The sequence below is a fragment of the Algoriphagus hitonicola genome, assembly GCF_900113375.1.
GTDB lineage: Bacteria > Bacteroidota > Bacteroidia > Cytophagales > Cyclobacteriaceae > Algoriphagus > Algoriphagus hitonicola.
The window spans coordinates 1-19,783 of record NZ_FOPC01000022.1; the positions used below are offsets into that span (position 1 = coordinate 1).

Sequence of the window (19,783 nt, forward strand, 5' to 3'; positions counted from 1 at the left end):
AAAGTGACAAATCAAAAGCGGTGAAAACTACTCTGACGGGTTAAACAAATTCAAGATTTTTCCTAATCAACTCCTGCCGATCTCCTCGGCACTACGAGGCTAGTATCTGGCAAATCCTCGGGCCGAGGTTGGGATCTCTTCTCATCACCAGACCCCGCATTTCGTTCGGCATTCTGCCTCACTTCATACGGGGCTACGCCACAGGCGCACAGGTATTTATGATTTGACCCTTTCAGGGTCATTGTAAAATACCTAAAGTTTTCTCGACCTTTCAGATTTCTGATTTAAACTTTCAGCTTTACACACACTTCAAAATTCATCATTGGGCATTTATCATTCGATATTTTAAAGGACTAATTTCTCCAACCTCCCACCTTCCCATCGATTCAAAAGTTCGAGAATTCCCCAATTCATCAATTAAACAGTTCGTCAGTTAATCAACCCTGAACCCTGAAAAAAAGCTCAAACCCTTCTCTGCCCCTCCTAAATCATTAATCATAATTTGTAATTCCCTAGCCACAAACCTTTATCCTCAACTATTTGTCTTTCATTCCTACATTTTTGCTGATCAAATAACCCAGCTTATTCGCCCAAAAACTTATCCATAAATTCATTTTTTAGAAATATACTCATGGCATGATTGCTGTTAATTTGGATAAGGCAATGAACCCAGCCTTTATCCGTTTTTTATAAAATCTTTTAACCTAGTAGCCATGAATATTTTCAATTTGCTTTCCAAGGCCCTGACCGGATATAAATCCAAATCCAAACTTGTCAAAGGTCAAAAGGTAACTTATCGATATGTCGGCAAACCCGTACTTTTTGATGCCTTTACCATGTTGATGGATTTTAATTCCCACTATGAAGTTGCCAAGATTATCACTCCCAATCTGAGTTTTCAAACTGAAATTGGAAACTTACCCTTTTGGGATCTTAAAGACCAAAATCCTGCAGTGGTATTTTCTGCCCTGCTTAATAATGAGCGATTTCAAGTCAACCGGTACGTTCATCATCTGGATCACAAGCCCTGTAGCAAATACGAATTCTATCTCGGTGACCAAAAACTAGCCAATTTTGCCCGGGTTTATGATTATGGGGCCACCATCAAAAAATTCTTAATCAAACAAAAAAACCATATCCCCGATTATGAAACACTCCAAAATCAGCCCTTTACCGTGGACTTGGAAAATGACCGAAAATTTCTGGCTGAAAACTTTGGTCACAGCCAATTTTGGAAAATCGATCAATGGAACAAATTATCCGAATTAATTGAATATTTAATACATAAATAATTATATAAAATGCAAATATACGGATGTGTAATTACGGTATGTTTTTTAAGAAAAACGAGTTCCAAAATTGCTCTATTTTGTACATTTGTAGCATCATTCTTGATTCAGAGAAAACGCCGTTTAGGAGGCAATTCTTGAAAATAAACCCTTAATTTTAACCTTCCCTCTCCGGGAAATTTTCTTACCTGATTTTAAAAGCTAAGTACTAGGACATAGCAAAAAACTGAGGAGCAATACTGGCGGGAAAACCTATGCTATTCCCATTCTTCCCATTTTTTTCCTTATCCTGGGACTGAAGGGGCGAAGCCGTAGAGTAGAGTCGATGGTTTTCTAGACTGTCTTACATAGGTGATTAGCTTGGAAACTTAGCCTAGTATAGATACAAAATGTTAACTGTTAAAGGTTATTAGTTAAATAGTAGTTTAGTTTTCTTTTGGTATTTTTAAGATGAATCAATAATGATCTTTTTAGATTTTAAAGTAAGATAGAATCTAAATGTAATCTAAAATGAATGGCGAGAATAGAAAGCTTTGAAGAGTTAGAAATCTGGCAAATTGCCCGCGAACTTTGCAAATATGTTAGGGTTTTAACTCAGAAGGGACTCTTTTTAAAGGACTTTAAATTTTCTTCTCAAATCAACTCAGCAGCTGGTTCAATAATGGACCCTGTGAAATAGATAAATGTTCTACGTTTACGTTCTTCAAAGTCAATTAGATAAAAAATTTTATACCGGTTTTACTTCTAATCTGAAAAGACGGCTTCAAGAGCATGAAAATGGACTTTCGCTCTCAACAAAACATAGAAGGCCTTTTGATTTAGTATATTTTGAAGCCTGTCTCAGTCAAAAAGATGCTCTTCACCGAGAAAAATATTTAAAGACAACGTACGGAAAAAGATATTTGAAAAATCGGTTGAAAAACTTCCTGATGGAATAATATTTCACAGGGTTGCCGAGGGGTTTGAAAGAGACGGAAATAGGGAGTTTATCAATTTTCTGTTTATTGCGAAAGGGTCAAACGGTGAGGTTCGATCCCAATCTTACCGAGCATTTGATTCCAATTTTATATCGGAGGAAGAATTTCATGAATTACTAAGGCGAACAGATTTACTCAAAAGAAAGATTTTCAACTTGATTACAACTTTAAAGAATAGCGGATCCAAAGGCTATAAATAGGGTGAAAGTAGAACTTAACAATTTAACCCTTAACAACTTAACACTTAACGCTGTCCAAGTAACTATCTTATTGAAAATTAAAAAAACTAAATAGATTTTTTAGAAAAATAAATTATGTCAAAAGCCATCATCGTCTCCGGTTACTTCAACCCCCTTCACAAAGGCCATATTGAATACTTCAACTTGGCTAAGGCAGCAGGGGATGAATTGATTGTCATCGTAAACAATGATCATCAACGGGCACTAAAAGGAGCCAAGGAATTCCAACTGGAAGACGAGCGTATGTTTATCGTTTCCAATATCAAAGCTGTAGATCAGGTGTTTTTGTCGATAGATCAAGATCGAACCGTCTGCGAAACGATCCGATTGATTCATGAAAAATTAGGAAAAACCCATCAATTGGCTTTTGCCAATGGTGGGGATCAGAATAATCAGTCCATCCCGGAGGTTCCTGTCTGTGAAGAATTGGGAATAGAACTCATCGATGGGCTGGGAGAGAAAATCCAATCCAGTCGGTGGCTGCTTAAAGGTTAAAAGTTCAAGGTTGTTAAGCATGAACGCTTAACTTCGAAGCCAGAACGCTTAACAATTAATATTTAACATAATTAACAATTAACGCTTAACAATCAATTCATCAGTTTATCAATTCGACAATTACACAGTTCAAAAACAATTCAATCCATGTTTTTGATCACTACACTAAGCAAAAATTGGATATATTTGCTTAATAGATAAAGCAAAATGGATTCACTTTACGAAAAGTTTTTTAAGAAAATTGAGCTTGTTTCGCTGGATTTCAAACGAAATCTGATGGAAGAGATTCAATGGAGTGCCAGCAGGCTCGCTACTTAATAACTGCTAAGAAGACTAAAAACACAACTTTTCCCGTCCCGATGTATCGGGATTTGGGAAAAACGCAAATGGTTCGCAGGCTCGCCATTTATTAACCGCAAAGAACACTAAGATCACTAAGTGTTCGCAGGCTCACGGTTTTATCACAAAGAAGTTTATGGAGTGCTCGCAGGCTCGCTATTTATTAACCCTTAAGAAGACTAAAAACATAACTTGTTGCGAAGCATTTCCGGTTGTAAGGAATTGGTTTAATATGCTAAAGACTAGCAAGAGTGAATTCAAAATTATTATTGATATATTTATAGCTTTTTAATTATTGTAAATAAGTTATAAGTATATTTATAGAAATGAAACTCAAATTTCCTTCAAATCTTCGCCTCCGACAGCATTACCTGGATAGGCTTCAGCCTTTTATTGGCAAGCCTGTAATCAAGGTGCTAACTGGGCAACGTCGGGTAGGAAAGAGTTATCTTCTTTTTCAGATAATCAACTTGGTAAAAGAAGAGAATCCCGCTGCTACAATACTTTACATCAACAAAGAGGACCTAGCTTTTAGCTTTATCAAAACAGCCAATGACCTAAATAAGTATGTCCTTGATAATAAATCAAAAGCAGACAAAACTTATGTTTTTATTGATGAGGTTCAGGATATCCAAAATTTCGAACTAGCACTCCGATCGCTCTTGCTACAAGAGGATCTTGATATCTACTGCACAGGTAGTAATGCTAATCTGCTTTCTGGAGATATTGCAGGATATCTCAGTGGTAGGTATGTGGAGGTACAAGTTTTTAGCCTTTCATACGAGGAGTTTGTGGACTTCCATAGTTTGGTAGATGATAAAAGTAGTCTCGAAAAATACCTTAAATATGGCGGTTTGCCTTATCTGATTCATTTGCCGCTGGTAGATGAGGTGGTCTTTGAATATCTGAAAAACATTTACAACACCATTGTATATAGAGATATTATCAATCGCTTTGCTATTCGCAATGTTCCTTTTCTAGAGCAGTTGGTTCTATTTCTTGCGGCGCATACGGGTAGTATTTTCTCAGCCAAAAAAATCAGTGATTTTCTTAAATCACAGCGCATCAAAATGGCTCCCAATCAAGTACAAACCTACATTCATCATTTGGTCAATGCATTCCTCTTGCATCAAGTTCCCAGGTATGATTTGATTGGAAAGCGGCTTTTTGAGATAGGAGATAAGTACTACTTTGAAAACCTTGGCATCCGCAATGGACTTTGGGGCTATAGACTGGAAGACAGGGGAAAGATCATGGAAAACGTAGTGTATAATCACCTTGTTTTTCGAGGGTATCAAGTGCGCGTGGGAGTTTTGGGTAGTCAGGAAGTAGATTTTATCGCAGAGAAAAATGGTGAAAAAATGTATGTTCAAGTAGCCCTGACGATCAATGATCCGGCTACAATGGACCGTGAATTCGGCAATTTAAAAATGATTGCTGACAATTACCCCAAAGTAGTGATTACCATGGACGCTTTTCATGGAAATACCCATGAAGGAATCCAAACAAGGGATCTTCGCAGCTTCTTGCTTTCTTAAACTGAAATGGCAATTGGGAGACAAGAGGCAATAATAAAGAGATTTGAAAACACCGAATAGGAAGAGAATTTAGGAATTTGATCTATTAACCAATCAATCCGCAAACCTGTCGCCCTGAGCGAAGTCGAAGGGCCGAACCTTGGATAATCAGTTAAACAGTTCCTCAGTTCGACATCAACCCCGAACTCAGAACACTGCCGTCAGCAGCCAATCCCGAACTTCGAACCAAAGAGACCTCAGTTCGACAATTAATCAATTCAACGATTCGACAGTTCATCAATTCGACAATTAAACAATTCACCGATTCCACAATAGGTCAGTTCATCAATTCGACAATAACCCGGCTTGCCCGCCGTGGCGGGAACAAATTAACGCTTAACAATTAACTCTATACATTCCATAACCTGGAACAGCGAACTCTGAACTTCGAACTCAGTACGAATTAACGTTTAACAATTAACCCTTAACCTTTCATTCCCCGATTCATCAGTTCATCGATTCCCCAGTTCATCAGTTCCCCAATTCCACAACAAACTTGAACACCCGAATATACATCGCCGGACACCAAGGTATGGTAGGATCAGCTATCTGGAGAGCTTTGGAAGCCAAAGGCTATACCCATCTGATCGGTAAAACATCCAAAGAGCTTGACCTTCGAAATCAACAAGCCGTTCAAGAATTCTTTTCCCAAGAAAAACCCGAGGTGGTGATTGATGCAGCTGCGAGAGTAGGAGGAATCTTGGCCAACTCAGAATATCCTTATCAATTTTTGATGGAGAATATGCAGATTCAGAATAATCTGATTGACTTCTCCCTAAAAACAGACGTTTCGAAATTTATATTTTTAGGTTCATCCTGTATTTATCCAAAACTTGCCCCTCAACCACTCAAGGAAGAGTATCTGCTAACCGGACCACTTGAAGCCACCAATGAATGGTATGCGGTGGCAAAAATTACTGGCGTGAAGGCTTGCGAAGCCATCAGAAAGCAGTATGAAAAGGATTTCGTCTCCCTAATGCCCACCAATCTCTATGGGCCTTTTGATAATTTCGACTTAAAAACCTCCCATGTGCTACCCGCCATGATTCGCAAGTTCCACGAAGCGAAGGTTAAAAGTGAAGAAACGGCGGTTAGCGAGCCTGTCGAGCTGTGGGGCAGTGGCACACCCATGCGGGAATTCCTTTATGTCGAAGACCTAGCCGAAGCCGTAGTTTTCGCCATGGAGAATCAATTTGACGATAATCTTTACAATATAGGTACAGGAGAAGATCTCACTATCCGCGAACTCGCCGAACTCATCCAAAAAATTGTGGGTCATACCGGAGAGATTCTTTGGGATTCCACCAAACCCGATGGTACTCCAAGAAAATTGATGGATGTCTCCAAAATGACCAATGCCGGCTGGAAAGCGAAAACCTTCCTCAAAGACGGCATCCGCAAGACCTACCAATGGTTCCTCGAGTATCAAGACTCATTCAAAGAAGTGAAAATTTGACGCTCGCAGGCTCGCGGTTTTTGGTACACAGACCTGCCTGCCGGTAGGCAGGGTTTCACAGAGGTATACACGGAGTTTGGCTCGCAAGCTCGCAGGTTTTGGAGCACAGAGTTACACAGAGGGATTTCACGGAGTAACACAGAGTTTGCTCGATGTCTAGCTTAATGTTTAATAGTAAGTTTCAATAATAAAAAACTCCGTGAGACTCCGTGTTGACTCCGCTTAACTCCGTGATCCTAAAAAAAGACTCCTTGGGACTCCGTGTTCCAATAAAAACCACAAAACATGCTTGAAAAAGAACATCTTACAGAACAAATTTTGAGTTGTGCTTTCAAGGTACACTCTAAGTTAGGACCGGGTCTTCTTGAATCAGCATATCAAGCATGTTTAAAATACGAACTGGAGAAATTAGGATTAGAAGTAAAATATGAGGTTCCTGTGCCATTGATCTATGAAGAGATAAGGTTAGAATGTGGTTATAGGATTGATTTATTGGTTGAGGAACAGGTGGTAATCGAGTTAAAAACAGTTGAGCAAATAACAGATGTCCATAAAGCACAAATTTTAACTTATTTGAAATTCTCAGAATACCGAGTTGGTTTATTGTTGAATTTCAGGACTAAAAGTCTTGTAAAAGGCATTCACCGATTCATTCTTTAAAAAATAAAAACTCCGTGAGCCTCTCCCGAATCCCGATACATCGGGACGGGACAAGCTGTGCCTAACTCCGCGGAACTCCGTGAAACTAAAAAAAAACTCCGTGATTCCCTGCCTACCGGCAGGCAGGTCCGTGCCAACTCCACTGAACTCCGTGCTCCAAAAAATGAGTCTCTGTGCTCCAAAAATTAAAAAAACTCCGTGAGACTCCGTGAAACCTCCGCGGAACTCCGTGCTCCAAAGAAAAAAATGAAAACAGCTCTAATCACCGGCATTACCGGCCAAGACGGCGCTTACTTATCTGAATTTTTGCTTAAAAAAGGGTACATCGTCCATGGCCTTAAGCGCAGATCATCTCTTTTTAATACCGATAGAATTGATCATTTGTATCAAGACCCTCACGAATCCAATAGAAATTTTATCCTCCATTACGGGGATATGACCGACAGTACCAATCTGATTCGTCTCATCCAGGAAATTCAGCCGGATGAGATTTACAACCTGGCAGCGATGTCCCATGTGCATGTGTCTTTTGAAACTCCGGAATATACAGCAAATGCCGATGGGCTTGGTACCCTGAGATTATTGGAAGCTATTCGATTGTTGGGTTTGGAGAAAAAGACGAGGATTTATCAGGCCTCAACTTCCGAACTGTACGGTACAGTGCAGGAAGTTCCTCAAACCGAGAAAACCCCCTTCTATCCCCGCAGTCCGTATGCTGTAGCCAAAATGTATGCCTTTTGGATTACCGTGAATTACCGAGAAGCTTATGGGATTTTTGCCAGCAATGGCATCCTGTTTAACCATGAGTCTCCGCTTCGAGGAGAGACCTTCGTAACCCGAAAGATCACCCGAGCGGCAGCTAGAATCGCCCTGGGCTTACAGGATAAGTTGTACTTGGGCAATCTCGACGCCCAACGCGACTGGGGGCATGCCAAGGATTACGTCCGAATGATGTGGATGATTTTGCAGGCAGAGGAGGCGGAAGACTGGGTGATTGCCACCGGCAAAACTACCCCGGTAAGGGACTTTGTACGAATGGCCTTTGCCGAAGCAGGTCTCTACCTTCGCTGGGAGGGGACCGGCGTTAATGAGGTCGGTATTCTCGATTCTATCGATATTAAGAAATTTGAGCAGGCAACTGGATTAAAACTGACTGTTCAGGGTTCAACGTTCAACGTTCAAGGCGCTGAATCTGGAACCCACTCCCCCCTACAGGGGGGCAGGGGGGGCGAACCCCGAACCCCGAACATTGGAACAACCTTAGTCAAAGTCGATCCCAAATACTTCCGTCCCACAGAGGTGGATTTATTGATTGGTGATGCGACCAAGGCCAAGGAAAAATTAGGATGGGAACCGAAAATCACCTTGGAAGGACTGGTCATCGATATGATGCAGAGCGACTTGAAACTGATGAAAAAAGATCAGTACCTCCGTGAAGGGGGCTATAAGACCCTCAATTACTTTAAATAGCGATTAAGCGTTCAAAGTTCTAGCTTGCCTGCTGAAGGCAAGGTTCAATGTTAACCCCAAACCCTGCTTGCCCGCCGTGGCGGGAACCCCGAACGAAACTCACCAATTCGACAGTTAAACAGTTCTCCAGTTCGACAACAACAAGGAACTTCGAACCCCGAACAAAACTTACACTTAACCTTTAACTTTTAAAACTATCGTGAAACGCATTCTTGTCACAGGCGGAGCCGGATTCCTTGGTTCCCATCTTTGTGATCGCTTGATCAAAGAAGGAAATGAAGTTCTTTGTGTGGATAACCTATTCACTGGAAGAAGGTCCAATATCCATCACTTATTGGATCATAAAAATTTTGAATTCTTACGACATGACATTACTTGGCCCCTTTATGTAGAAGTCGATGAGATCTATAACCTGGCATGCCCTGCTAGTCCAGTACATTACCAATTTGATCCGGTACAGACAACCAAGACTTCGGTTTTGGGAGCCATAAATATGCTGGGGTTAGCCAAGCGATTAAAGATCAAAATCCTACAGGCAAGTACCTGCGAAGTCTATGGTGATCCAGAGATTCATCCCCAGCCCGAATCCTATCGTGGTAGTGTGAGTACCACCGGTATTCGGGCCTGTTATGATGAAGGCAAGCGATGTGCAGAAACTTTGTTTTTCGATTATCATCGTCAGCACGGGGTAAATATCAAAGTGATGCGAATTTTCAATACTTATGGTCCACGCATGCATCCCCAGGATGGACGGGTAGTTTCCAACTTTATCGTTCAGGCTTTACAAGGGGAGGATATCACTATCTATGGAGATGGAAAGCAAACCCGTAGTTTCTGCTATGTAGATGACAATATCGAGGGGATGTACAGTTTGATGAATTCCAGAGATGGTTTTACAGGTCCTGTGAATATTGGAAATCCAGGGGAATTCACCATGGTAGAATTGGCTGAGTTGATTTTGGAACTGACAGGAAGCAAAAGCAAGCTTAAGTTCCTTCCCTTACCACAAGATGATCCGATGCAACGTAAGCCAGTCATTGAGTTGGCAAAGAAAGAATTGGATTGGGAACCGAAGGTAGATTTAAAAAAAGGCCTAGAAAGTACCATTGCTTATTTTGATCAATTACTTCAAAAAGAGAATTACTAATTTTTAAAAAGGCATTATAGCCTATTTGAATAAATTCAAATAATGAGACCAACAAAGAATATTTGCTGCATCGGTGCCGGCTATGTAGGGGGACCCACCATGTCCGTGATCGCTCAGAAAAACCCTTCTATCAAGGTAACTTGTGTGGACTTAAATGAGTCCAGAATAAAAGCCTGGAACAATGAAAACTTGGATAATCTTCCGATTTACGAACCTGGCTTGGCAGAAGTGGTAGCTGAAGCTCGGGGAAGAAACCTGTTTTTTTCGACTGATGTGGATAAAGCTATTGATGAAGCAGATATGATTTTTATCTCTGTCAATACGCCTACCAAAACTTATGGTGAAGGCAAGGGCATGGCAGCAGATCTAAAATACATAGAACTCTGTGCAAGACAGATTGCCAGAGTGGCTACCAATGATAAAATTATTGTCGAGAAATCTACGCTACCTGTGCGAACAGCCGAAGCCGTAAAAAGTATTCTTGATCACACGGGTAATGGAGTCAATTTTCAGATTCTATCTAATCCTGAGTTTTTGGCAGAGGGAACAGCCATTCAGGATTTGCAAAATGCTGACCGCGTATTGATTGGGGGAGAAAATACGGAGGACGGTAAGCTAGCCATGCAGGAGTTGGTGAATATTTATGCCAGTTGGCTTCCTAAAGATCGGATTTTGACCACTAACGTATGGTCTTCCGAGCTTTCTAAATTAGTAGCGAATGCCTTTCTAGCCCAGCGAGTATCCTCTATCAATGCAATATCCGAACTCTGTGAGGTTACAGAAGCAGATGTGCAGGAGGTAGCAAAAGCCATTGGCAAAGACAGTAGAATTGGTCCAAAATTCCTCAATGCTTCTGTAGGTTTTGGGGGTTCATGTTTCCAAAAGGACATCTTAAACCTCGTGTATATCTCCAAAAGCTTGGGATTAAATGAGGTGGCAGATTATTGGGAGCAGGTCATCATCATGAATGATCATCAGAAAAATCGCTTTGCAAGAAAAATCGTCAAGACGCTTTACAATACCGTAGCCGATAAAAAGATCGCCTTTTTGGGTTGGGCATTTAAAAAAGATACCAATGATACCCGTGAAAGTGCTGCCATATATATAGCCGAAAAATTACTTCATGAGCAAGCTAATATCACTATTTACGATCCTAAGGTCAAGGAGCATCAAATCTTTTCGGATTTGGAATATTTAGGAACCTTAGATCCAGAAATAATTAAGCAACGTGTCAGGGTAGTAAACGATCCCTACCTTGCGATGGACCAAGCACATGCCATCGCTATCCTGACCGAATGGGATGAGTTCATCACCTACGATTGGAGACGGGTTTATGATAAAATGGTTAAACCTGCTTTTGTTTTTGATGGAAGGGGAATAACGGATGGATTAAACCTAGAAAAATATGATTTCCAGGTTTTTCGATTGGGAAAATCCATTACCACAAACAAGGGGTGATTTTAGATGTCTCTTAAACAAACCGCACTCAAAGGAGTCTTTTGGTCAGGTCTAGAGCAATTTGGTAATCAGATAATCAGTTTTATTGTCTCAGTTGTATTAGCTAGACTTTTATTACCGGAGGAGTTTGGATTGATTGCGATGCTGATGGTATTCATGGCCGTGGGTAAGACTTTAATGGATAGTGGATTGACTAGCTCTTTAATTCGATCTGAGGATGCCACAAATGAAGATTATTCTACAGTTTTTTATTTTAATTTGGTGGGAAGTATTTTAGTGTATGGGTTAATTAGTTTATCCGCTCCGCTAATTGCAAACTTTTATACTCAACCGCTATTGACAGATATTATTAGAATCTATTGTGTGGTTTTTGTAATTGATGCTTTTTCAGCTATCCAGCGAACTCGCTTAACAAAAATGATGGATTTTAGAACCCAAATGCTGGTGTCAACTCCATCATTGGTGATTAGTGGTGTTGTTGGAATTGCTTTGGCTTCCTTTGGCTATGGCGTATGGAGTTTGGTCTGGAGCCGAATCGCTCAATCACTAGCTGCAACAGGTCAACTTTGGTATTGGTCCAAGTGGCGACCCTTATGGCTATTTAGTAAAGAGAAATTTAAGCTGCATTTTAATTTTGGATTTAAGTTGATGTTTTCGGGAATTTTAGATACACTTTTTATAAATGCCTATCCCATCATCATTGGAAAGTTCTTTTCGCCGGCTCAGGTTGGCTTTTATTCAAGAGCAGATGGCTTACAAATGTTACCGGTTCGATTGATCAGCGGAATAGTTAGTAAGATTACGTATCCTTTATTTTCACAAATTCAAAATGATGATGTGCGATTAAAAAATGTGTACAAACGCATTATGCAAATGGTAATATTTCTAGTCGCTCCTACCTTAATTATTCTTGCAGTAATGGCAGAACCCATATTCCGATTTCTTTACACTGAAAAATGGCTACCTGCGGTTCCTTATTTTCAAATTCTTTGTGCGGCGGGAATTCTCTACCCCATACATGCCTACAACCTTCAGATTTTAAATGTAAAGGGGAGAAGTGATTTATTCTTAAAGCTTGAAGTTGTTAAGAAAATTTTGCTCGTTTTGGTGATTCTTGTGGCTTTTCAGTTTGGGATTTATGGTCTTTTGTATGGAAGTGTTTTATTTTCATTCAGTGCATTTTTCATCAATACCCACTTTACAGGTAAATTCATTAATTACTCAGCCTGGAATCAGACAAAAGATCTTCTTCCTAGTATTGTTTTAGCCTTAATAGCGGGTGCATCAGTTTTTGGTATTGATTTGTTGCTTGAGGGCGGGGACAATACAGATTTTTTGAGAATAGTCATCGGTGGCTTGACTGGATTCGTAGCATTCAGTTTGTTAGCCATCAGTTTTAAACTAGAAGCACTCCAAGAGCTTAAATTGATAATACAACGAAAAGTATGATTCCTGTAACAAAATCTTTTTTGCCTCCTATCAAGGAATATATGGCACAAGTCCAGCGTGCTTATGACAATGAGTGGCTTACCAATCGGGGCGAATTAGTTGTTGAATTGGAAAAAAAGCTCACGAATTATCTTCAATTGGAGGAAAGCAAAATATTAATTACCAATAATGGTACTATTCCTCTTCAGATTGCTTTGAAATTATTGGGAAATGGAGGTGAAATTATTACCACACCATTCAGTTATGTTGCCACTACATCGGCTATAGTCTGGGAAAACTGTACACCTGTATATGTGGATATTAATCCGGAGTATTTAACCATTGATGCATCCAAAATCGAAGATGCCATTACAGAGAAGACCACCTGTATATTGGCCACTCATGTATTTGGGAATCCTTGCGATATAGAAAAGATTGATCGAATTGCAAAAAAACACAACCTTAAAGTTATCTACGATGCTGCGCATTGTTTCGGGGTTAGATATAAAGGAAAAAGCATTTTTGAATACGGGGATATCAGTACTTGTAGCTTTCATGCAACCAAATTATTCCACACTGGAGAAGGAGGAGCCGTATTCTGCAAAGATCCTGATTTGTTTCATCAGGTATATTATAGCCACAATTTCGGTCATAACGGTCCCATAGCTTTTTATGGGTTGGGAGTTAATGGTAAAATTAGTGAATTAAATGCGGCAATGGGTTTGGCAGTTTTGCCGTATATGGATGATATACTAAAAAAGCGAAAGGCTATCACAGCAGAATATATCAAACAGTTTGAAAGTCAACCATCTATTAAATTATTACAATTATTCCGTGATACGCATTGGAATCATAGTTATTTCCCAATTTTGTTTGAATCTGAAGATGCTTTACTTAAAGCTGAAGATAAACTAAAAGAGAATGATATATTACCTCGCAGGTACTTTTATCCAAGTTTAAGTGATTTGAATTATGTCAAATCGCAATCTATTGAAATTGCAAATGATATCGCGAGTAGAGTCTTGTGTCTCCCTATTTTTTATGAATTGATATTAGATGATTTGAAAAAGGTAGTACAAGTAATAAATAGATCAGCATGTTAATTATTGGAGCTGGTGGCTTTGCTAAAGAAGTTCTTCAAATTTGTCATGATAATGAAGAATTGGAAAATCTTACATTTTATGATGATGTGAATCCTTATATTGGGGAAATGCTATTTAATAAATTTCCGATCATTAAAAACTTGGATCAAGCAAAAGCTTATTTAGAGACGAAGGATAATCGATTTGCGTTGGGATTAGGTAAACCTGATCTCAGAAAATTATTATACGAGAGATTTTTGGAATTAGGTGGTATTTTAACAAGCACTATAAGTCCTGCTGCTACAATTGGTAACTACGGAACCAAACTAGGAGATGGGTGTAATATTCTTTCTGGTAGCGTGATCTCAAATAGTGTTAGTATAGGTAAAGGCTGTCTTGTTTATTTTAACTCGGTAATAACCCATGATTGTTCTCTTGGTGATTTTGTTGAGGTTTCACCATTAGTTAAGTTTTTGGGAAGAGTAACTATTAAAAATTATTGCCAAATAGGCGCGGGGAGTACGATTTTGCCTGATGTTATAATTGGTGAAAATGTTATTATTGGTGCAGGTTCTGTAGTCACTAAAGATATTCCAGATAATTCACTTGCTGTTGGAATTCCTGCAAAAGTGGTGAAGAAGCTAGAACCTTTTGATATTAGTATTTAGTTTTAGATTATTATGATTTTACATTTAATGGAGGATGAGAAGTTCACTGATACGATAATTGATCAATTTGAGTCTGTTGCTCCAAATAAAAGTATTTATTTTGTTGCCGTTGAAAATCCCAATCTGCCCTTAAAATACGTAAAGTCGAAAAATGAGAATATTGTTTTAGATACAATCCAATCGAAAAGATTTATTGAAATAAAATCCCGATTAGAATTCTACGATGTTGTAGTTTTACATAATCTAATTAGTCCATATAGGAGAAATATTGTTGAAGAAGCTTCTTTTTCTGTTAGATTCCATTGGATGGTTTGGGGACATGACTATTATAATTTATTTGTAGGTGAAAAATTTTATTTATCAAATCAATCAATTCGATTTCTGAAAAGTAAAAGAAATATATATTGGTATATAGGAAAATTTTTAAATAATTATTTTCCATTCTTTGATTTTTTTTTAGATGAGAAATCTAAGAGTTATCTTAAAAAAGATATTAATAAATTAATTAAAAAGATTGAATCTTTCTCGACAGTGGTTCCGAATGAAGTGAAAATTATAAATAATTCACTAAATAAAAATTTAAAATATATTCCTTTGAAGTATGGGTATTTGGAGAATCTTATACTTACCGATCAAAGTTTGATTTGTATGGAAGATAACTTTTTTATCGGAAATTCTGCTACACCTTCAAATAATCATTTTGAAGTTTTGGATACTTTGTCTAAATCTGAATTTCATAAGAAAATTTATATCCCAGTTTCTTATGGTGACAAAACGTATAAAAATTATCTTAAAGATTATATATCTAGGAATGTTAATAAAGATGTGATTTTTCTTGAAGATTTTCTAGATATAAAAAGATATAATGAAATTTTACTAACGTGTGGAAATGTTGTTATGAATCACTACAGACAACAGGCGATGGGGAATATTTTAATTGCACTTTATAATGGGGCAAGAGTATTTTTAAATCGAAAAAATCCAATTTATGATTATTTAAATGAATTAGGAATTATGTTTTTTGATACAGAAAGTGATTTAAATCAATTTGATCTTTTACCTCCTTTTGTAGAGTTGGCAAAAATTAATAGACCTATATTGAAAGAGATTTATTCTAAAGAAAATGTTATAGAAGAGACTAGACACTTTGTAGAACATTTTTTATCATGAAATTAATCATATTTTGTTTAATACATAGCAATTTTTACTTTGGATTCTTAATCCAATGTGATTGTATTTTTTTCTAATTCTTAACATATCACAACAATTAGCTAAATTAAAGTTCCTAAAAACACTTTTTTATCTATTAGTCAAGCTCCTATAACTATTATGTATATTCATGTGTTTATCTTTGTTAACCTTAGAGGTATTGATCTTAATAACATGATTTTGTTCTTAATTTTAGGAGTGCTTATTCCAACCTTGATTCATTTTTTATTGAGTAAGCTTAATATCCTCTCCAAGTTTTTTCTTGGGGAAGAAAATGAAGGTAAGGGAGTATTTAATTTTACTTTAAAGAGAAATAGTACTTTGTGAAAATCTCTGTAATTATACCTTATTACAACAACAGCAAAGAAATTAAACGTTCTTTATTAAGCGTTTTTGCTCAGTCTTATAAGGATTTTGAAATAATACTCATCAACGATGCCTCACCAGATTGGGAAGAAGCGCTACCAATTATAAATTCATTTAATGATGATCGATTAAAGGTTATTTCACATTCTACCAATAAAAATGGTTCAGCTGCAAGAAATACAGGGATTAAAGCAGCAATAGGTGATTTTATTGCTTTTTTAGATGCCGATGATGAATGGAAAGAAAACCATTTGTTGAATTTATTAAATTTAATGAATCTCGAAAATCCAGATGTAATTTATACTTCAAGCTATGTTCTTAGTGGTTTCAATCGTAGCTATTCTTTACCAAAAAATCATATAAATAAAAGTAATAACCTAGGAGAATATTTATTTTGCGATGGAGGTTTCATGGTAACTCCTGGAATAATGATAAAAAGTCCATTGGCTAAGAAAACTTTATTCAACCAAAATTTAAGAAGACATCAAGATTACGATTTTCTTTTGAAACTCGAAAAGAGTGGAGCAAGGTTTGAATGGTCGAAAGAAGATACTGTAATTGTTCATTGGGAAAATAATAATACAGATCAAAAAGGAGGCACATGGGACTTTTCAGAAGATTGGTTTCAGGAATATAAAACATATTTGTCTAGCAAGGCAAAAACATGCTTTGTTTTGAAATTTATTGTTTTTCGTCTTTTAGAAAAGAGAAATATAAAAACTGGAATTCTTAAGTTTTTAAAGTATTGTAAGCCTTGGCATATTTCACCAAAAAAATATTATTTTTTTTTATCAATACTTATTTTTGGTAAAGTAATTGTACCGAAAAAATGAAAGTGATCATCACAAATAATCCTAACGGATATAACGAAAAACGTAACATTTTTTCACAGTACTCAGCCAATTTTGTTTATAAAAAAGATGTTTTTGATTTAGGGTTAAAAATCTCACATAGATTAACCAAGAAAGGTTATCATCCATTTTGGAAGGGATTATACTATAATCCTAAAGATCAAATGACTGAATGTGTTTTTTTTAATACTATTAATCTAGGCAAAAACTCTTGGAGGGTTTATTTTGAAACTAAATTACCTAGGTTGGGTAATGTTCCAAAGTTTTTTTATGATATAGCTGTAAAGCAATTGGCTAAAGATAACTGTAAGGAAATTATAGCTATTTCACAATGTGCTTATGAACTTCAGTTAGATTATTTAAAATCAACTTATCCTAATTATTATGATATAATAAAAGAAAAAATGGTAGTTAAGTTACCACCACAACCCCCACTTATTGAAAATTATAATGAAAAATTTCTGCCTAAGAATAAGATTGTATTTACTATAGTAGGAACTGATTTTTTTCGAAAGGGTGGAAGGGAAATATTAAAGGTATTTAATGAGTTAATTCCAAAATATTCTCAATTGCAATTAAATATTATAAGTTCTATGAACTATGGTGATTATGCCACACATACAACAAAAGAAGATTACAACAATGCAATTAAAATAATAGAAAAGTTTCCGGAAAATATTAAACATTACATAAAACTAGAAAATAGTGAAGTTTTAGACTTGTTCAAAAATACTCATGTTGGGCTTTTACCAACTTGGGCGGATTCATTTGGATATTCCGTTTTAGAAGCTCAAGCCACTGGTTGTCCTGTTATTACAACCGATATTAGAGCGCTTCCAGAAATAAATAATAACAAAATAGGCTGGATAATCGAAGTACCTAAAATCAAAAGTATGGATGCTGACATAATTTCTTTTGAAAAAAGAGAGTTATTTAGTTGTTATGTAACAGAGCAATTGTACCAAATTGTGACAGAAATTTGTAAACAGCCTGAAATATTGAAAGATAAGAGCTATAAATCGCTAAAAACAATTAAGACAAGATGGTTAGGTTAAAGCTTACATTCATAACAACAATGGCTGGTAATCCTTGGGGTGGAAGTGAAGAACTTTGGAATAAGCTTGCTCTTGATGCTTTGCAAGACAATCATGATGTAGAATGTTCCGTTTTTGACTGGGGGGAAACACCTATACAAATCAAAAATTTAAATAAAATTGGTGTAGTTATTAAAAAACGTTCACGTTTTATTTATCCCAATCTTTTTAAAAAACCATTTGGTAAATTAAAGGAATATTTAATTGCCGATAATCAACTTTCAGATCATCTTAATAATAAAGATTATGCAATTGTAAGTATGGGTGGATTTTGTGATTTAGCAGTTAAAGCGTTTAGAAATCCATTATTAAACACTACTACTCCTTATTCATTAATCATTCATGCTAATCCAGAGGACACCTATTTTAACTATGGAGTTTTACCTGAGATGATTGAAGTATGTAAAAAAGCATACAAAGTTTATTTTGTTAGTGAACGATTAAAATCAATTGCAATCAGGCAAACTGGTTATACTTTTCCTAATGGAGAACTTATAATTAATCCTTTAAATATGGAATCTGTAGGAGTATTGCCTTATGTTGATGATGAAACGTTACAATTGGCTTGTGTAGGCCGACTTAACGCAAAAGTTAAAGGTCAGGCTATTCTTCTTCAATGTCTAGCTAATAAAAAATGGCAAAATCGGAATTGGCATCTGAATATATATGGTAAAGGAAATGATCTGTCTTATTTTCAACATCTGGCGAAAAGTTTCAATATCATAGAGCGCGTATCTTTCCATGGACATGTAAATGATATTCGTCAAGATATTTGGTCTAAAAATCATATTTTGATAATGCCTTCCTATTATGAAGGAATGCCCATTGCTTTGGCAGAAGCGATGCTTTGTGGCCGAACTGCGGTAGCTACGGATGTCGGCGGCAATGCTGAATTAATTAAAGACAATGTCACAGGATTTATAGCAAAAGCTGCAAACTATTCTGCTTTTGATGATGCTTTGGAAAGAGCTTGGTCAGAAAAAGAGAATTGGGAAAGAATGGGGATTAGGGCATTTGAAGATGCTGACTCTTACTTCAATTATTCTAATTATTGTAAAAATATTAATGATGTTTTGCCTCAATAACCCTTTTTAAAGTGTCATTTAATCCATTAAGAATTGGTGTTATAGTACCAACATATAATCGGCCTATTGATATAAAAAAATTTGTTGATGAAATTATTAAACAATCTTATTCAAATTTTCAAGTTTATATAATTGATGACTGTGGTGATTTTGAGATTAATAATTTAATCCCTGATCAGTATTTTTATGAAAGGCTTGATAGAAATTTGGGGCAGGCTTCTGCACGTAACTATGGAGTTTCCTTATGTGATTCCGATATTTTAGTTTTTATGGATGACGATGCATGGTTTTTGGAGAAAGATGCTTTAGAAAAAGTTGTCGATTATTTTAACTCAGACTTAAGTTTAGGCGGGTTAATGTTTGATATTAACGAGCCTAACAGAAAATGGCTTCATGAAAGGCATCATCTTATCGATAATCAGGAAATCGGTGAATTTATTGCTTGTGGTTGTGCTTTTAGGAGAAGTGAATTTATAAAAACTAGTGGTTTTAGAGACGAATTTCATAGCTATGGCGAAGAAACTGATCTAGCTATGCAATTGATTAAAAATGGTTCAAAAATAAAATTTGGAAAAAAGATTAAAGTGTTTCATAATTACAACCCAGGTGAACGCTCACCTCAATGGCTAAACCGTTTTAAATTTAATAGTGTTAGAAATGATTTATTTATTGTTTTAACTAGATATCCTTTTATTTATGTGTTTCCATATTTTATTGGAAAAACAATAAGTCATATATTATTTAGTGTAAAATATGATAAAAATTTAATTTCTTCTTTTTTTCAAATAATTAAAGGAGTTTTTTCATCTATATTGATTTTTGAATTTAAGAAACGTTCTCCACTTTCAATAAGTCAGTTCAATTATTGGTTAAAGGTAAGGTTTTAACTTTTA

18 protein-coding genes are annotated in these 19,783 nt (G+C 36.6%); all 18 read left to right on the top strand.

Annotated elements, in window-relative coordinates:
- The first annotated feature begins 713 nt into the window (after positions 1–713).
- The 18 genes from BM043_RS18830 to BM043_RS18920 all read left to right on the top strand — a co-directional run bounded on the left by BM043_RS18830 (position 714) and on the right by BM043_RS18920 (position 19,777).
- Entirely contained in the window at positions 714–1,292 is a 579-nt protein-coding gene (locus BM043_RS18830) for a hypothetical protein (protein WP_092794685.1), read from the top strand.
- Positions 1,293–1,972: 680 nt separating this feature from the next.
- Positions 1,973–2,227, top strand: a complete 255-nt coding sequence (locus BM043_RS18840; protein ID WP_092794691.1) for a GIY-YIG nuclease family protein — start codon at positions 1,973–1,975, stop codon at positions 2,225–2,227.
- Complete coding sequence (locus tag BM043_RS19755) at positions 2,227–2,466, top strand: four helix bundle protein (RefSeq protein WP_262481175.1); 240 nt, start codon at positions 2,227–2,229, stop codon at positions 2,464–2,466. Before BM043_RS18840 ends, BM043_RS19755 begins: the two co-directional genes overlap by 1 nt.
- A gap of 114 nt (positions 2,467–2,580) precedes the next feature.
- Positions 2,581–3,000: an adenylyltransferase/cytidyltransferase family protein gene (locus tag BM043_RS18850; protein ID WP_177188529.1), complete on the top strand. Its 420-nt coding sequence runs from the start codon at positions 2,581–2,583 to the stop codon at positions 2,998–3,000.
- 665 nt (positions 3,001–3,665) lie between these two features.
- The gene (locus BM043_RS18855) at positions 3,666–4,877 is read left to right on the top strand and encodes an ATP-binding protein (RefSeq protein ID WP_092794697.1); all 1,212 of its coding nucleotides are present in this window, start codon (positions 3,666–3,668) and stop codon (positions 4,875–4,877) included.
- Positions 4,878–5,412: 535 nt separating this feature from the next.
- Positions 5,413–6,372, top strand: coding sequence for a GDP-L-fucose synthase family protein (locus tag BM043_RS18860; protein ID WP_092794700.1), 960 nt, complete (start codon positions 5,413–5,415; stop codon positions 6,370–6,372).
- 285 nt (positions 6,373–6,657) lie between these two features.
- Positions 6,658–7,032, top strand: a complete 375-nt coding sequence (locus BM043_RS18865; RefSeq protein WP_092794703.1) for a GxxExxY protein — start codon at positions 6,658–6,660, stop codon at positions 7,030–7,032.
- A 246-nt stretch (positions 7,033–7,278) separates the two neighbouring features.
- On the top strand, positions 7,279–8,502 hold the full coding sequence (gmd, locus tag BM043_RS18870) for a GDP-mannose 4,6-dehydratase (protein WP_092794774.1): 1,224 nt from the start codon (positions 7,279–7,281) through the stop codon (positions 8,500–8,502).
- A 199-nt stretch (positions 8,503–8,701) separates the two neighbouring features.
- Positions 8,702–9,649, top strand: coding sequence for a UDP-glucuronic acid decarboxylase family protein (locus BM043_RS18875; protein WP_092794706.1), 948 nt, complete (start codon positions 8,702–8,704; stop codon positions 9,647–9,649).
- 42 nt (positions 9,650–9,691) lie between these two features.
- On the top strand, positions 9,692–11,107 hold the full coding sequence (locus tag BM043_RS18880) for a nucleotide sugar dehydrogenase (protein WP_092794709.1): 1,416 nt from the start codon (positions 9,692–9,694) through the stop codon (positions 11,105–11,107).
- Positions 11,108–11,113: 6 nt separating this feature from the next.
- On the top strand, positions 11,114–12,556 hold the full coding sequence (locus tag BM043_RS18885) for a lipopolysaccharide biosynthesis protein (RefSeq protein ID WP_092794712.1): 1,443 nt from the start codon (positions 11,114–11,116) through the stop codon (positions 12,554–12,556).
- Complete coding sequence (locus tag BM043_RS18890) at positions 12,553–13,638, top strand: DegT/DnrJ/EryC1/StrS family aminotransferase (RefSeq protein ID WP_092794715.1); 1,086 nt, start codon at positions 12,553–12,555, stop codon at positions 13,636–13,638. The genes BM043_RS18885 and BM043_RS18890 overlap by 4 nt, the downstream gene beginning before the upstream one ends.
- Entirely contained in the window at positions 13,632–14,285 is a 654-nt protein-coding gene (locus tag BM043_RS18895; RefSeq protein WP_092794718.1) for an acetyltransferase, read from the top strand. The genes BM043_RS18890 and BM043_RS18895 overlap by 7 nt, the downstream gene beginning before the upstream one ends.
- A 12-nt stretch (positions 14,286–14,297) precedes the next feature.
- A complete protein-coding gene (locus BM043_RS18900) occupies positions 14,298–15,455 on the top strand; it encodes a TDP-N-acetylfucosamine:lipid II N-acetylfucosaminyltransferase family protein (protein ID WP_092794720.1) in 1,158 nt (385 codons plus the stop codon).
- A gap of 362 nt (positions 15,456–15,817) precedes the next feature.
- Positions 15,818–16,693, top strand: a complete 876-nt coding sequence (locus BM043_RS18905; RefSeq protein WP_092794722.1) for a glycosyltransferase family 2 protein — start codon at positions 15,818–15,820, stop codon at positions 16,691–16,693.
- Positions 16,690–17,766 (top strand): glycosyltransferase family 4 protein, encoded by a 1,077-nt coding sequence (locus BM043_RS18910; protein WP_092794725.1) that lies wholly within the window; start codon positions 16,690–16,692, stop codon positions 17,764–17,766. Before BM043_RS18905 ends, BM043_RS18910 begins: the two co-directional genes overlap by 4 nt.
- A gap of 20 nt (positions 17,767–17,786) precedes the next feature.
- Positions 17,787–18,890, top strand: coding sequence for a glycosyltransferase (locus BM043_RS18915; protein ID WP_177188530.1), 1,104 nt, complete (start codon positions 17,787–17,789; stop codon positions 18,888–18,890).
- 11 nt (positions 18,891–18,901) lie between these two features.
- Complete coding sequence (locus BM043_RS18920) at positions 18,902–19,777, top strand: glycosyltransferase family 2 protein (protein WP_177188531.1); 876 nt, start codon at positions 18,902–18,904, stop codon at positions 19,775–19,777.
- Positions 19,778–19,783 lie beyond the last annotated feature (6 nt).

Bases quoted from the DNA above. Each gene is read 5' to 3' on its own strand.
- BM043_RS18830 (WP_092794685.1), top strand. From the start codon at position 714: ATGAATATTTTCAATTTGCTTTCCAAGGCCCTGACCGGATATAAATCC.
- BM043_RS18840 (WP_092794691.1), top strand. From the start codon at position 1,973: ATGTTCTACGTTTACGTTCTTCAAAGTCAATTAGATAAAAAATTTTAT.
- BM043_RS18850 (WP_177188529.1), top strand. From the start codon at position 2,581: ATGTCAAAAGCCATCATCGTCTCCGGTTACTTCAACCCCCTTCACAAA.
- BM043_RS18855 (WP_092794697.1), top strand. From the start codon at position 3,666: ATGAAACTCAAATTTCCTTCAAATCTTCGCCTCCGACAGCATTACCTG.
- BM043_RS18865 (WP_092794703.1), top strand. From the start codon at position 6,658: ATGCTTGAAAAAGAACATCTTACAGAACAAATTTTGAGTTGTGCTTTC.
- gmd (WP_092794774.1), top strand. From the start codon at position 7,279: ATGAAAACAGCTCTAATCACCGGCATTACCGGCCAAGACGGCGCTTAC.
- BM043_RS18880 (WP_092794709.1), top strand. From the start codon at position 9,692: ATGAGACCAACAAAGAATATTTGCTGCATCGGTGCCGGCTATGTAGGG.
- BM043_RS18885 (WP_092794712.1), top strand. From the start codon at position 11,114: ATGTCTCTTAAACAAACCGCACTCAAAGGAGTCTTTTGGTCAGGTCTA.
- BM043_RS18890 (WP_092794715.1), top strand. From the start codon at position 12,553: ATGATTCCTGTAACAAAATCTTTTTTGCCTCCTATCAAGGAATATATG.
- BM043_RS18895 (WP_092794718.1), top strand. From the start codon at position 13,632: ATGTTAATTATTGGAGCTGGTGGCTTTGCTAAAGAAGTTCTTCAAATT.
- BM043_RS18900 (WP_092794720.1), top strand. From the start codon at position 14,298: ATGATTTTACATTTAATGGAGGATGAGAAGTTCACTGATACGATAATT.
- BM043_RS18910 (WP_092794725.1), top strand. From the start codon at position 16,690: ATGAAAGTGATCATCACAAATAATCCTAACGGATATAACGAAAAACGT.
- BM043_RS18915 (WP_177188530.1), top strand. From the start codon at position 17,787: ATGGCTGGTAATCCTTGGGGTGGAAGTGAAGAACTTTGGAATAAGCTT.